The 13,787-nt window shown below is 39.1% G+C and carries 15 protein-coding genes; 6 read left to right on the forward strand and 9 right to left on the reverse strand.

Annotation, left to right across the window (positions count from 1 at the left end):
• Nucleotides 1–30: 30 nt before the first annotated feature.
• The 3 genes from C9I86_RS11095 to C9I86_RS11105 all read right to left on the reverse strand — a co-directional run bounded on the left by C9I86_RS11095 (nt 31) and on the right by C9I86_RS11105 (nt 3,122).
• Entirely contained in the window at nt 31–1,905 is a 1,875-nt protein-coding gene (locus C9I86_RS11095) for an MFS transporter (protein ID WP_107276369.1), read from the reverse strand.
• An 18-nt stretch (nt 1,906–1,923) separates the two neighbouring features.
• On the reverse strand, nt 1,924–2,520 hold the full coding sequence (locus C9I86_RS11100) for a TetR/AcrR family transcriptional regulator (protein ID WP_080157975.1): 597 nt from the start codon (nt 2,518–2,520) through the stop codon (nt 1,924–1,926).
• Nucleotides 2,521–2,717: 197 nt separating this feature from the next.
• On the reverse strand, nt 2,718–3,122 hold the full coding sequence (locus tag C9I86_RS11105; protein WP_080157974.1) for a TM2 domain-containing protein: 405 nt from the start codon (nt 3,120–3,122) through the stop codon (nt 2,718–2,720).
• 409 nt (nt 3,123–3,531) lie between these two features.
• On the opposite strand from C9I86_RS11105, the gene C9I86_RS11110 reads away from it, so the two are divergent.
• Together C9I86_RS11110 and C9I86_RS11115 are read left to right on the forward strand one after the other, a co-directional pair.
• On the forward strand, nt 3,532–4,404 hold the full coding sequence (locus C9I86_RS11110; protein ID WP_080157973.1) for a Tim44 domain-containing protein: 873 nt from the start codon (nt 3,532–3,534) through the stop codon (nt 4,402–4,404).
• Nucleotides 4,405–4,686: 282 nt separating this feature from the next.
• Nucleotides 4,687–4,932: a TIGR02647 family protein gene (locus C9I86_RS11115; protein WP_107276370.1), complete on the forward strand. Its 246-nt coding sequence runs from the start codon at nt 4,687–4,689 to the stop codon at nt 4,930–4,932.
• 30 nt (nt 4,933–4,962) lie between these two features.
• On the opposite strand, the gene C9I86_RS11120 is transcribed toward C9I86_RS11115, so the two are convergent.
• Nucleotides 4,963–5,214 carry a YkgJ family cysteine cluster protein gene (locus C9I86_RS11120; protein WP_080158164.1) on the reverse strand — a complete coding sequence of 84 codons (252 nt, stop codon included), beginning with the start codon at nt 5,212–5,214 and terminating at the stop codon, nt 4,963–4,965.
• A 292-nt stretch (nt 5,215–5,506) separates the two neighbouring features.
• Here C9I86_RS11120 and C9I86_RS11125 point away from each other — a divergent pair, with 292 nt between their 5' ends.
• Nucleotides 5,507–5,950 carry a YcgN family cysteine cluster protein gene (locus C9I86_RS11125; protein ID WP_080157971.1) on the forward strand — a complete coding sequence of 148 codons (444 nt, stop codon included), beginning with the start codon at nt 5,507–5,509 and terminating at the stop codon, nt 5,948–5,950.
• 90 nt (nt 5,951–6,040) lie between these two features.
• Here the strand turns inward: C9I86_RS11125 and C9I86_RS11130 are convergent, their stop codons facing one another.
• The 3 genes from C9I86_RS11130 to C9I86_RS11140 all read right to left on the reverse strand — a co-directional run bounded on the left by C9I86_RS11130 (nt 6,041) and on the right by C9I86_RS11140 (nt 8,764).
• Complete coding sequence (locus tag C9I86_RS11130) at nt 6,041–6,907, reverse strand: neutral zinc metallopeptidase (protein WP_080157970.1); 867 nt, start codon at nt 6,905–6,907, stop codon at nt 6,041–6,043.
• A gap of 146 nt (nt 6,908–7,053) precedes the next feature.
• Nucleotides 7,054–8,010, reverse strand: a complete 957-nt coding sequence (gene dusC / locus C9I86_RS11135; protein ID WP_080157969.1) for a tRNA dihydrouridine(16) synthase DusC — start codon at nt 8,008–8,010, stop codon at nt 7,054–7,056.
• Nucleotides 8,011–8,086: 76 nt separating this feature from the next.
• Nucleotides 8,087–8,764 carry an NAD-dependent epimerase/dehydratase family protein gene (locus tag C9I86_RS11140; RefSeq protein WP_107276372.1) on the reverse strand — a complete coding sequence of 226 codons (678 nt, stop codon included), beginning with the start codon at nt 8,762–8,764 and terminating at the stop codon, nt 8,087–8,089.
• A gap of 182 nt (nt 8,765–8,946) precedes the next feature.
• Here C9I86_RS11140 and C9I86_RS11145 point away from each other — a divergent pair, with 182 nt between their 5' ends.
• Both C9I86_RS11145 and C9I86_RS11150 read left to right on the forward strand, forming a co-directional pair.
• A complete protein-coding gene (locus C9I86_RS11145) occupies nt 8,947–9,600 on the forward strand; it encodes an SEC-C metal-binding domain-containing protein (RefSeq protein ID WP_080157967.1) in 654 nt (217 codons plus the stop codon).
• A complete protein-coding gene (locus C9I86_RS11150; RefSeq protein ID WP_080157966.1) occupies nt 9,600–10,025 on the forward strand; it encodes a (deoxy)nucleoside triphosphate pyrophosphohydrolase in 426 nt (141 codons plus the stop codon). The genes C9I86_RS11145 and C9I86_RS11150 overlap by 1 nt, the downstream gene beginning before the upstream one ends.
• A gap of 89 nt (nt 10,026–10,114) precedes the next feature.
• Here C9I86_RS11150 and dsbB read toward each other — a convergent pair whose 3' ends face one another.
• The gene (dsbB, locus tag C9I86_RS11155; protein WP_080157965.1) at nt 10,115–10,627 is read right to left on the reverse strand and encodes a disulfide bond formation protein DsbB; all 513 of its coding nucleotides are present in this window, start codon (nt 10,625–10,627) and stop codon (nt 10,115–10,117) included.
• Nucleotides 10,628–10,769: 142 nt separating this feature from the next.
• Nucleotides 10,770–12,359: a Na(+)/H(+) antiporter NhaB gene (nhaB, locus tag C9I86_RS11160; protein WP_080157964.1), complete on the reverse strand. Its 1,590-nt coding sequence runs from the start codon at nt 12,357–12,359 to the stop codon at nt 10,770–10,772.
• A 520-nt stretch (nt 12,360–12,879) separates the two neighbouring features.
• Here nhaB and fadR point away from each other — a divergent pair.
• A complete protein-coding gene (gene fadR, locus C9I86_RS11165; protein ID WP_080157963.1) occupies nt 12,880–13,731 on the forward strand; it encodes a fatty acid metabolism transcriptional regulator FadR in 852 nt (283 codons plus the stop codon).
• Nucleotides 13,732–13,787: the final 56 nt, after the last annotated feature.

Here is a 13,787-nt window from a genome sequence, read left to right on the forward strand (position 1 = left end):
GGCGAAGCATTATGGCTTCGCCTTTTTATTTTAGCGCTTATCACCACGTAATTCGATGACTTGTTGACGCAGTAATTGGCTATTGGTTGCTTCTGAATGTACACAATCTCCAGCAACAATGGTCACCTTTGACCAAAACCGTTTCGGCCATTTTAGTAAGGCATGTCCACCTTCGCGACTAAAATAACTGCCCCATAATCCTTGTAAAGCAACAGGGATCACCGCAACGCTTGAACGCTTAATGATTAAATCGATGCCTCGCATGAAAGGGGCTATTTCACCATCTTGCGTTAAGTGTCCTTCTGGAAATACACACACAATATCGCCATTCTCTAAATAAGACGCAACGAGTGCAAATGCAGTACGGACAGATTTTCTATCATTTGAATCAACAGGAATCGCTTTGCAAGCACGACAAAAGGTATTCACAAGCGGCAAGTTATAAATGTTTTCGTCCATTAGAAAGCGAATAGGGCGAGGACAAGCGCCTGCTAATAATAACGCATCCATATAGCTAACATGGTTACAAACAAGCAATGTACCTCCCTGTTGAGGAAGGTTGTTAAGATTTTGATGCTGAACGCGGTACATGGTGTGAGTGACAACCCATACCACGAAACGCCAGAAAAAATCAGGGGCTTGAAAATAGATATATACTAAGACTAAGCCGTTTAATCCTGATAATAATAAGAAAAATTGAGGAATAGACAGGTGTAGTAGTGATAAACAAATAATGGCAGTAATGGCACTGATCACCATAAATACCGCATTCCAAATATTATTAGCTGCAATAATTTGAGCGCGTTGATCTTCTTGGGCACGTTGTTGCATTAAAGTATACAGCGGCACAATAAAAATACCGCCAGCGACACCGAGCAACAATAGCGAGATAAAAACCGGCCATAGTGAGGGTTGTGCCACAAACGTTAAGATAGAGTCACTAACCGGAATAATACTTGGGGTCATGGCGTAGAGCCCGAAACCAAACAGACTGATGCCAAAACAGCCGATAGGAACGATGCCGGGATCAATACGGTGGTGTGATAATCGATCACATAACATTGAACCAATAGCGATACCGATTGAAAATAAAGTCAGTAAGAAAGAAACAGAAGAGGCTTGGCCACCTAAATTGGATTTGGCAAAATTCGGGAACTGGGTTAAGTAACACGCGCCAAGGAACCAAAACCAACTAATACCGATGATACATTGAAATATAATTTTATCTTGTTGGGCAATTTTCATGGTATGACGCGTTTGTTGCCATGGACGCCAATGAAATTTGATATGAGGTTGGCTGGGTGGTGCTGGTGGAATCGCCAGCGAAGTGACATAACCTAAAATAGCAAACAGAATCACACTAATGGCCGCAATGTAACGGCTATTGTCACTGTTAGCAATAACACCAGCGATAATAGTGCCAAGTAAAATAGCCAGAAATGTGCCGGTTTCAACCAGTGCATTGCCAGAGACTAATTCACTTTTTTTAAGGTGTTGAGGTAATAATGCATATTTAGCTGGGCCAAAAAATGCAGACTGGGTGCCCATCAAAAACAACAAAAATAATAGCGATAGATAACTTTGGTAAATAAAGGCAATGGCAGCACAACACATAATAATAACTTCAGCCAGTTTGACTATTCGCATTATTTTCGCTTTATCATAAATATCAGCGAGAATACCGGCTGAGGCTGAAAATAAGAAAAAGGGCAGAATAAATAATCCCGCAGCTAAATTAATTAATAGATCAGCATTAAGTGGAAGTGTGTGTACTGAAGCATAAGCAATGAAAATCAATAGAATGTTTTTATAAACATTATCATTAAATGCCCCTAAAGCCTGTGTTAGAAAATAAGGTAAAAACCGTCGTTTAGTTAATAAGCTTGACTGAGGTTTAGGGGACATTCTGTTGTTCTCGTTAAATTATTTATGCCATGAATTAAGGTAGGTATCTAATAAATTATTGATCAATGCTTTACCATCAACAGGTGTTGAGGTGAATAATTTATCGTCTACAGTTAATAATGTAATACCGTGAACACCAGCCCAGATAACACGACTAGCTTCAAGTACTTCTTTATCGCTCATCTCACCATTAATTTGGCCAATTAACGCTTCAAGCATACCCGTCATATTATCAATACGATCTGTTTGCCATTCAGGTAGATCTTCGCCATTCATGGTATGTTGGAAAATTAACTGCCAGCGATAAGGGTGTGCGGTAGCAAAATCAAGATAACAGAAAGCAAGATTACGCAGTGCTTCTTGAGAAGAGGTTGAGTCGCGAACACACATTTCTGCTTGTTGGAATAATTCGTCAAGTGTTTGAGCTACGGCATGAAGGAGTAATAGATTATAGTTACCAAACACATTCACTAAAGTACTTGGAACATAGCCAATCATCGCCGCGACTTTACGTAAGCTCAGTTCATGGTGTGGGTGCTCATCGAGAAAGTTTTTTACTTGCTCAAGAGTCATACTTACCAATTCTTCGCGGGTGTGGTCATTTCTTCTTGCCATGGAATTATACTCTTTAAATATGTTTGCAGTTGTCGTAATTAGCCTAGTGATAGACTGCTTTTTTAATTATTCTAATAATTGTTATTTTGAACTATTATGGAAATTATAAATTTCACATAATGTGAGTATTGCGGCATTGATGCAGCTGTAATAAGCGGTGCATATAATGCCACAATATGAGTCATCAAATATAAATACTATGCTTTTTGTTTTTTGATATTTTCAAGCGACACTTGATCATTTAGCGTCCAAAAATCGATTAAAATACCGATGAGGAAAAAGCCAAAAGTACATAGATAGAGAATACCAGTTAACCATTTACCCATGTACATGCGATGAACACCAAATACACCAAGGAAGGTTAATAGTAGCCACGCAATATTATAATCAATTTCACCGCCGGCGAAGCGTAAATCAGATTCACGGTTCATTGACGGGATTAAAAATAAATCGATTAACCAGCCAATGCCAAACAAACCGAGTGTTAAAAACCAAATGGTACCTGTTACTGGTTTACCATAATAAAAACGGTGAGCACCTGTAAAACCAAAAATCCACAATAGATAACCCACAAATTTACTATGTGTATTGTTCTCTTGCATAGCTAGCTCCATTGAGAAAAGATCATAATAATTAATGAAAGTAACATTGTTGAACAGATATTGTTAACTTTCGTTGATGACATAAAAAACAGTATATAATAATAAACGTTTACTGCGGATAATATATGGAATGATATTGGAATTTTCACCTTTTAGGTTGTATTAGTTCAATTTATTACGCATAACTATGCGCATTAAATGGCTTTATGTTTAATTATATAAAAAAATACGTAAAATGATGCCTGTATTATTAGTGTTAGATGTCTGATTATTCTGCGTTTAATTTATTATTTGAAATATGCGTAATAGATGTTAAACGTTAGTAACAATTTTAATGAGTGATTAAATTGACATTTTGTAGCGAATAGCTACGATGCTTAGAGTTAATGACGAAGGTATATCGATTATTATGAAACGCTTTTTTACCGTATTTGCTCTTATTGTGGCTGTATCGTTTACAGCATCACATGCAGAAGCAAAAAGATTCGGTGGTGGTAAGTCATTTGGTAAAAGCTTTAAAACCGCTCCGGTTCGTAAGCAGCAACCACAACAGACTGACACTATTCGTAAACAAAATCCAACCGCAGCATCATCGGCGAAAAAAGGCCTAATGGGTGGTTTGTTAGGTGGTCTTCTTGCTGGTGGTTTGTTAGCTGCTTTCTTTGGTGGCGCATTTGATGGTATCCAGTTTATGGATATTCTTATTATCGGTGTGATTGCTTTTGTATTGTTTAAACTATTTAAAGCAATGCGTGCGAATAAAGGTACACCGATGGGGCACCGTGAGTCTTATGCTGGAAATTCTCCTCGTCAGCCTCAACAGCAACGTCAACAACAGCAACAATTCCGTCAAGGTGCAGCACAACAACAATCATCTGGTTTTGAATCAACAGATAGCGATGTGCCGTTTAACTTACCGCCAAACTTTAATATGAATGCATTCCTAAATGGTTCGCGTGATCATTATCGTATTATTCAAGGCGCATGGAATCATAACGAATTAGAAAAAATTCGTGAGTACGTGTCTCCCGCTTTATTAGTGGATTTAACTGCTGAGCGTGCAAAGCTGTCTGAAGAACAACATACAGAAGTGATGTACGTTGATGCAGAACTTGTACGTGCTGATCATGATGCAAATATGGCTCAGTTAAGTATTAAGTTCAGTGGCCGTTATAAAGATAGCGTTGAAGGTGTAGAAGAAGATATTAATGATGTATGGCATTTAGAGCGTGATTTACGCAAACCTAATGCACCATGGTTAATTGTTGGTATTCAAGCATAATCGCGACAAAGAACAGTCAAAAAGCCGCTAATAGCAAATTGTTTCATATATTATGATGATTTTGTGAAGCGGCTTTTTTATATCTCTCAATAGCTTAGGTCGTTTTTCATACAACGCTGAAACTTAATGACTGATAGATGTTCAATTTTTTGACGTGGATCTCATCTTGGTAGAGAAAGATCTTCAGATATTGATCTCTGCACCTAGTTTTCTTACCAACAAACGCTAATATTAATAATAGATTATTTATCCCACTGGGATTTTCCATATTAAGAGGTGACTATGCTGTACACTCCCGATATCGTTGATGAAATGAATCTGCTGGTAAAATTCCCTATGCACAGCAATATGGAAGGTATTAAGGTTCATAGCGATGCAAGTCCTACTGTTATCTCTGCAGCGCAACGTTTGTATGCGAAAGGATTAGTGACTGAAGAGGATGGAGGATATTTGACATATTCTGGCCATCAAGTGGTAGAAAATGCTAAAAATGCATTACGTATTCTGACTGGCGCGGCCAAAGAATAGCATTATTCTTCAGTAAGCAAGCAGCAATAATCACTCGGTTATTTGCTCAAGCTCGGTAATAATTGTTAAGGCTTGCTCGTTGGTATTACCACAAATATCAGAGCAAGCTTTAAAATTATGACACACCGCTGGGCGTTCTGGGTGACCAAAGAGTTTGCATAAATTGTTTTCATTTAACTGCACGCAACGTACCCCCGCAGGTTTACCATTCAGCATTCCTGGAATCGAAGATGATATACTCGGAGCAATACAGCATGCTCCACAACCCAAACGACATTCCATCATATTTATCTCTTTCTGCTTTACAAATTGGTTGCGCAAATTACCATTGTTAATCCTAAAAGCCAAATGACTTGGTGATTTTATCGATCTCGATTATTTACAGGTTGGTAATTTATTCCTACGCTAAATGATAATAGCTATTATTTCTGTCGGTATTGGTGATTAATAGGTATTTTTAATTTGCAGTTTACCGTATTGATCGCTATAAAAACCGCCTGCTTTATTTTTTGATAAGCTCATTCATTATTGTGGCGTATTGAACGACACAAATAACAATACTGGTGTAAGTATCATGACCCATTTTTGGCAACAGAAAGACTTAGCGACAATGACAGATCAAGAGTGGGAATCACTTTGTGATGGCTGCGGTAAATGTTGTCTACATAAGTTAATTGATGATGATACCGATGATATTTATTACACCAATGTCGCGTGTAGTCTGCTCGATAATCAAACATGTTCATGTAAAGATTACGCAAACCGATTTGAGTCAGGCGAAGAGTGTCTTAAATTAACTCGTGAGCGCATTGATGAGTTTGTATGGCTACCTGAAACATGTGCTTATCGTTTGCTTGCTGAGGGTAAACCTTTACCTGAGTGGCACCCATTGATCACGGGTTCTAAAGAAGCAATGCATGCTGCAGATGAATCTGTGCGCAATAAAATCGTGTATGAAATTGACGTGATTGATTGGGAAGACCACATCCTAAATCATCCTAATCGTATTAGTGAATAAGCCGCTAATTGTTTGTTGATTTAATAAAAAATGCCCTCGTCACTGACCGTTTCGAGGGCATTTTTAATTTGATTACACTCTTAGTGCAAATTATGGACGAGCAAAAGTATTACAGACTTTTGGATCGCCTGATTTAAAACCTTTTTTAAACCATGAAATACGCTGTTGTGAACTGCCATGGGTAAAGGCATCTGGCTGTACAGCTTGTCCTGCTGATTTTTGTAAACGATCATCGCCAACGGCACTAGCAGCATTGATCCCTTCTTCTATATCACCCGCATCAAGCATACCTTGTTGATTGACATAGTGACCCCAAACACCAGCGTAGCAGTCGGCTTGAAGCTCTAACTTTACACTGAGTTTATTGGCGGTGATTTTATCGCTTCGCTGTTGTAGTTGATGCACTTTATCACTCGTACCAAGTAACTTTTGAACATGGTGACCAACTTCATGAGCGATAACATATGCAAAGGCAAAATCACCTGGTGCGCCTAATTTATTAAGCTCTTTAATAAAGCCAAGATCAAGATAGATTTTTTGATCTGCAGGGCAATAAAAGGGACCCGTTTGTGCTGAACCTGTGCCACAACCTGTGCGAGTAACATTGTTATACAGCACTAGTGTTGGTGGTTGATATTTCCCCGATAGTTGCTTGTCCCAAACACTTTCTGTGGTACCAAGAATAGCGGCGACAAATTGCTTATTCTCATCATTTGATTGTAGTGCGGCTTTCTTCGGTGTGTGAGATTGTTGTAGACCAAGGGAGGAACCGCCACCAGTGAAATATTGAAAAGCTAAAAATAAGCCGCCGATGACTAAAATGATTCGACCTATTTTACTGCGCATCAGTAAGGGAACTAAACGCAATAATCCTGCCGCTGGTAGACCAGCTTGAGCAGGGCTATCGCCACGTCGATCTTCAATGTTTGAGCTTTGGCGAGAATTCTTCCAACGCATTATCAATCCTTTACTTTTGTGGGGAGTCGCTGATTAAATAATGGCTCAAAAACATACGTTAGTAGTATTTTTCTTAACAAGAATATATTGATGAGCCAGCGAGTGATAGCCGTGAATATATCTAACGCTATGATTAGATATATTTTTTAAGCGGTTAACGACAATTGTTGTTGTGCAAGTTCTAATCGTTCAATAATTGGCGCTGCTTTATTGAGACAACGAATATCAGTAAATAATAATTTCGCTTGTGGATATTGATGACGTAAATAAGCAAACCATTGTTTAACACGGTTGGGGTAATATAAGCCTTTATCGCCTTTGATTTCAAATTGCGAGTAGGTTAATAATAAGGCTAACACTTGTTCCCATGTCATCGGGGCTTGGTTATATTTAACCACATTACCTAAATTGGGTAAGTTTAATGCACCACGGCAAACCATTAATGCATCAGTATGGGTTGCGGCTAAACATGCCTGGCCATCAGCATGGCTCCAGACTTCGCCATTGGCAATAATCGGTAATGTAACATGCTGACGAAGTTGACGAATGTAATCCCATTTGATGGTGTCTGCTTTATAACCATCATCTTTTGTTCGAGCATGAATAACCATTTCATCAGCGCCAGCCTGCGCAATTGCATCGGCAATCTCAAAGCATTGTTGCGGATCATCCCAACCTAAACGTACCTTAGCGGTTACAGGTTTGGTTGGATTAACCGCGGCACGAGTGGCTTTTACTATCTGATAGATTAACTCAGGTTCTTTTAGTAATACCGCACCACCACGGCTTTTATTTACTGCTTTGGCTGGGCAACCAAAGTTAATATCGATGCCAGCAGAACCAAGGTTACACGCACGGTGAGCATTTTCAGCCATCCATTGTGGATCTTGACCTAATAGTTGAACACGAACTGGTGTACCAGAGCGTGTTTTACCGCCTTGATGTAATTCAGGACATAAACGATAGAAAACACTATTGGGTTGTAGGCTATCAATGATACGTACAAATTCAGTTACGCAAAGATCATAGTCATTAATCTCGGTTAGCATCTCACGCATTAGATGATCTAATACGCCTTCCATCGGGCCTAAAATAACTCGCATAGGGGGGTTTGCTCTACTGGTAAATAGCTAAGGGGCAAGAGTCTAGTGCGAGTTGGCTAATTTGTCATCTTTGTTTTTACTTTGATTGTAGATGATAGCCTGAAATAATTGTGGTTGGTCGTAATTGGTGCTTATCACATGTGATGGCTAGTTTTAGCATACTGGTTGCGACATCTTCGGCAGGAATAGGCAGGTAGTGTTGCAGTGGGCCAACCATTAATGGATGAATAATATCAAAAATACGTTGAATAACTAATTCATCTTGGCGGGGTTGATTTCGTTCGCCTTTAAGTGGACCTGGACGAACAAAGACACAATGTTCAAATGCTAAAGTGGTTAATGCTTGTTCCATCTTCCCTTTACAGCGTAAATAATGAGAAGGGGAGTATTTAGAGGCGCCTAAGCTGGATACCACGAAAAGGTGCTTTACACCCAAATTTTTCATCGTAATAGCGACATTTTTAACTAAATCAACGTCAATCGCTTCAAGCTCTTGTTTTGTGCCCGCCTTTTTTTTGGTTGTTCCTAAACAGATAAAACCATATTCAGGTACGGGTTGATCATTCTCCCAAGCAATAATACGTAATTGACTGTCTATAATTTGGTGTAATTTCTTACTATGAAAAGGTAATGGTCGACGAGCTAAAGCGTAGATATGATCAAAACGTGGGTGGTCGAGTAATTGATGTAATAGCTCAGTACCGACTAAGCCGCTGGCTCCAGCAATAATCGCATTCAGTGAACGGGGTGACATAAGTGTATCCATCATATATAAGTCGAGGGCTATAAATAACGTATTTTTATTTAATTTGCTTTTAACTTTATCAAATTTTAGCGATTAACGGCGATTAATGGTGTCGTTATGGCTATTGCCATGCATATTCGACGTATAATAGCGGCAAAGTGAATCAAAAGAATTAACCTGTAGGACATCGAATGAATACATTAATGACGTTACCATCACATTGGCAAGGGATGTCAGCGGCTTTTATTGAAGGTGCTTTATTTGCTGCGAATGCTAACCCAAAGCCAATGGAGCCAGAAATATGGCTGCCAGTTTTAATCAATGGTGGTGGTGATGAAGCTGCGGTTGTCATGGTTGATGACGCCGATAAAATGCCAATTCTTAGTCATTTTGAAATGCAATATCGTAAGGTTAAAGCGGGTGAATACCAATTACCAACGAATTTGATTTGGCAGCAAGATGGCAGTAATCAAAATGCGTTACGTGAGTTTGCGCAAGGATTTTTGGCTGTGTGGGCATTCATTGAGCCTAATTGGCAACAGCAAACCGTTTCTGATGGCACCATGCGCATGTTGTCAGCACTATTAACGACATTAATGTTACTGGTGGATGAAGCGGCAACATTGGCGCAAATGGAACAAGCGGGTGTTACTGGTATGCCGGCAGCCAGTGAGTTATATACACAGTTACCTTTAATGCTAACCGAAGTGATGATGGCGGCGGATCAATTGCAAATAGGTTCTGGAGCTCAAGCAATTAATCCATTTAAAGGTATTGGACGTAACGATCCTTGTCCATGTGAAAGTGGCAAGAAATTTAAACAATGTTGTGGTAAAACGCTGTAATGACAATAGCAAAGCCACATGTCATTGTTGTTGCGGGGGTGATTGAAAAGCAGGGATATTATTTTATTGCCCAACGGTTTGATGATGCGAGTCAGGGGGGGCTGTGGGAATTTCCTGGTGGCAAAGTTGAGCAGGGTGAAACCCCAATACAAGCCCTTGAACGAGAACTGTCTGAAGAGCTGTCGATAACGACTACAACGGGAATGTGGCTTGCTGATAGTGTGTTTGATTATGGTGATAAAGTCGTTGAGCTTAAAGGTTATTTATCCCATTGGCGGCAAGGGGATATTATGCTCAATAGCCATCAAAAAATAGCGTGGGTTTCATTACGACAATTAGCGGATTATCAGTTTTGTGCTGCTGATTATCCTATTATTGCCGCGTTACAACAGTATATAGCTTCAAGAGATAGCGATATTAGCTAAGTACACGTTGCTACTATAGTGGCGCATAAAAAAAGCGAAGCATTGTGCTTCGCTTTTTTTATATTCGTTTTTTATGTAGCTGTAATAGCTTAGCGCTTGTTACCAAAAAATTGTGCAATAACCATGACGGCCCAAACAATAAGGTTGGCAGCAAAAATGATTACTAGCCATTGTGGCATTGAAAGATCAAGGAAGGTCCATACCACTTTGGCACAATCACCATAGGCTTCAAACATCCATGGAACCCAATGGTTAAGTGGTGCCCATGAAGGAAATTGGACAAATAAATCACAAGTAGCAAAGGGTGATGGGTTAAATTGAAATCCTACATGTTGATAGGCTAATTCAAGACCACGGTAAGCACTAAATCCCCAGCCAGCTAATCCTAACCAGCGTAATAGGCCATTTTTAGGCGCCAATAAACCAATTAGAGCGGCAATACCAATCCCCATCATTGCAACACGTTCATAAACACACATTACACAGGGTGCGAGTTTCATTACATGTTCAAAAAAGAGTGCAGAACTTTCAAAGAAAATAATGGACAGTAGCAATAGCAACCAAGCTAAACGTGTTTTTGAAAAAGAATTAAGCACTTTCATTCTGGATACTCTAATGGCTAACTGGATAAAACAAAGCCCTGAACATCAGGGCCTTGAAATGATAAATGGCACTTATTACTGAACGTTATTCAATCATAGCTCTGAAGATAAGTAAATCGTCATATAAGTCGATTGTGTTCTTTTAATGACCTACCGCAGGAATTAATGCCGCAGCATCTACTGTGCCTTGTGTTAACCAATTCATACTATAAAACCAATCAGTCATCGGAACTAATAACAGCTCAATACCGGCTAAACCCACAAAGGTTAATACGATTGTATAAGGTAAAGCCATATACACCATACGTCCGTAAGAAAGTCGAATGAGCGGTGCCAACGCAGAGGTTAGAACAAATAAGAAGGCCGCTTGACCATTAGGTGTCGCCACTGACGGTAAATTAGTACCAGTATTGATAGCAACTGCTAACATATCAAATTGATTGCGATCGATAACACCATGAAGTAATGCTGCTTTAACTTCATTAATGTATACCGTGCCAACAAACACATTATCTGAAACCATCGACAAGACACCATTGGCAATATAGAACATGGTCAATTGCGAGCTACCTTCAAGGCTTAACACCCAGCCGATAATTGGCGTAAATAGTTGTTGATCAATGATAACGGCAACGACCGAGAAAAAGACTGCAAGTAGTGCGGTAAAAGGTAAAGCTTCTTCAAACGCCTTTCCTAATGCATGTTCTTCCGTTATGCCTGTAAATGCGGTTGCAAAAATAATGACCGTTAAACCGATTAATCCTACCGCCGCTAAGTGCATTGCTAGACCAACAATTAACCATACCGCAATAATACCTTGAACGATAAATTTAGCGTAATCAAGGTTAGTGCGACGTTTACGTTCTTCGTTGTCTAAATCAACCAAAATCGTGCGAACATTTTCAGGTAATTTTGCGCCATAACCACAAATTTTAAATTTCTCAATCAACACACAGGTAAAGAGACCACAAATTAGCACTGGAATAGAAACCGGTGACATACGAATAATGAACTCACCAAATTGCCAACCCGCTTGATCGGCAATAATTAAGTTTTGTGGTTCACCAACCATGGTCATTACACCACCGAGTGCCGTACCTACACCGGCATGCATTAATAAACTACGTAAAAAGGCACGGTAGTTTTCTAAATCGTCACGGCTCAGTTCTTGAACATGATCATCATCGGTATGATCATGATTGGCGCTTGGATCTTGCCCTGAAGCGACTTTATGATAAATGCTATAGAAGCCAACCGTTACACTAATAACGACGGCAATAACGGTTAATGCATCAAGGAAGGCAGATAAGAATGCTGCCATGATACAAAAAGCGAGAGAAAGCAGTATCTTAGATTTTATGCTAATGAGTATTTTGGTGAAAATAAACAGCAACAGCTGCTTCATGAAGTAGATGCCAGCCACCATAAAGACAAGCAGTAATAATACTTCGATATTTGCAACAAGCTCGTGCTTTACTTGTTCAGCACTGGTCATGCCGATGGCGACAGCTTCAATAGCAAGTAAGCCACCAGGTTGGAGCGGGTAACATTTAAGTGCCATTGCTAAAGTGAAAATAAATTCCACTACCAATAACCAACCAGCAACAAAAGGATCAACGAGAAAGAAAACCAGTGGGTTAATGATAAGAAAAGAAATAATTGCAATCTTGTACCAGTCAGGCGCCTTACCTAAAAAGTTCTTTATGAAGGCATTCCCTAGCGATATAGCCATGTTTGAATCTCTTATTATTAGTGCAAATTTAAAGGTACGAAATGGTCTAAAAGCCGCCCGCGAGCACTAATCAGCAGAGAATTGATGGCGTCATGCCAATAATTTTTAGCAGTGATAAGTTCTTTAAGATAAACACCATAAATAACCGATGATGATATTTAACTTAAAGCAGGCAGCAGCGTCCATTTGCTCCCAGTTTGTTAATGATAACTTTACCGATTGAAATTGATTAGTCAATCGCAGACATAACTATGTAAAATTATTATGACATTTTCATCACAAACTGAGGGTGATACCTAAGACATTAAGGGTACAATATACAGAATGTTAAAGGCAAAATATCGCTAGCTGATAAAATAATGCAACCAATGCAACCTTTAAGGGGATAGATGGTTTATTTTTGTACATATCTATCTGCGCTATGTCAGAGTTATGTACTAGATTTCAGCTATTGAACAACTAGTGGTATGATGAGTGTTAATAAATAATATAAACAAGAAGCGAATTGGATTGAACTTAGATGGTTATTAAGGCAGATAGCCCAGCGACGTTTGCTGAGAAATACATTATTGAAAGTATCTGGAATAATCACTTTCCTCAGGGCTCTATTCTTCCTGCTGAACGTGAACTTTCAGAACTGATTGGCGTAACTCGAACAACGCTGCGTGAAGTATTACAACGTTTGGCTCGAGATGGTTGGCTAACTATTCAACATGGTAAACCTACCCGTGTAAATAATTACATGGAGACCTCTGGTTTAAGCATTTTAGATACGTTAATTACATTAGATGGACAGGATGTTCAACGCGTATTAGCTGATTTATTAGCGGCTCGTACTGATATCAGTAGTGTTTTTATGCGTTATGCTGTCAAAGGTAATCCAGAAAATTCCAGTGAATTAATTCAACATGTAATTGAATCATGTCAACGATTACTCGCAGCTGAGAGTTTTGCTGAGTTTATTGAAAATAGTGATGATCGATTAGATTTACTGCAAGAAGTAAAGAAGATCGTTGATAAATACGGTAAAAATGATCCTCAGTTATGTGAGGAAGTTTGTCGAGCCCGTGCTTTTAATTACTATGATTACCGTTTATTCCAAGGAATGGCAGGAAAATCAGGTAATACGCTATATGTGCTGACAATTAATGGATTACGTAAAATTTATACTCGCGTTGGCGGTTATTACTTTATGAATCCAGAAGCATGCCAATTAGCGCTTAATTTCTATAGTGATTTGCAATCATACTGTGATGGTCATCAACCAGAGTTAGTTGCTGATCGCATTAAAAAATATGGCCGAGAAAGTGGGGCGATTTGGTATACCCATCGTGTTAAAATCTCTAAATATTTATATGAAGAAGAGCAGTAATAGTTACTGCTCTTAAAAAATTAAAACGGGGGAATCAACGTTATGTTGGTTCCCCC

The sequence above is a fragment of the Photobacterium sp. NCIMB 13483 genome (assembly GCF_003025475.1).
Taxonomy (GTDB): domain Bacteria; phylum Pseudomonadota; class Gammaproteobacteria; order Enterobacterales; family Vibrionaceae; genus Photobacterium; species Photobacterium piscicola.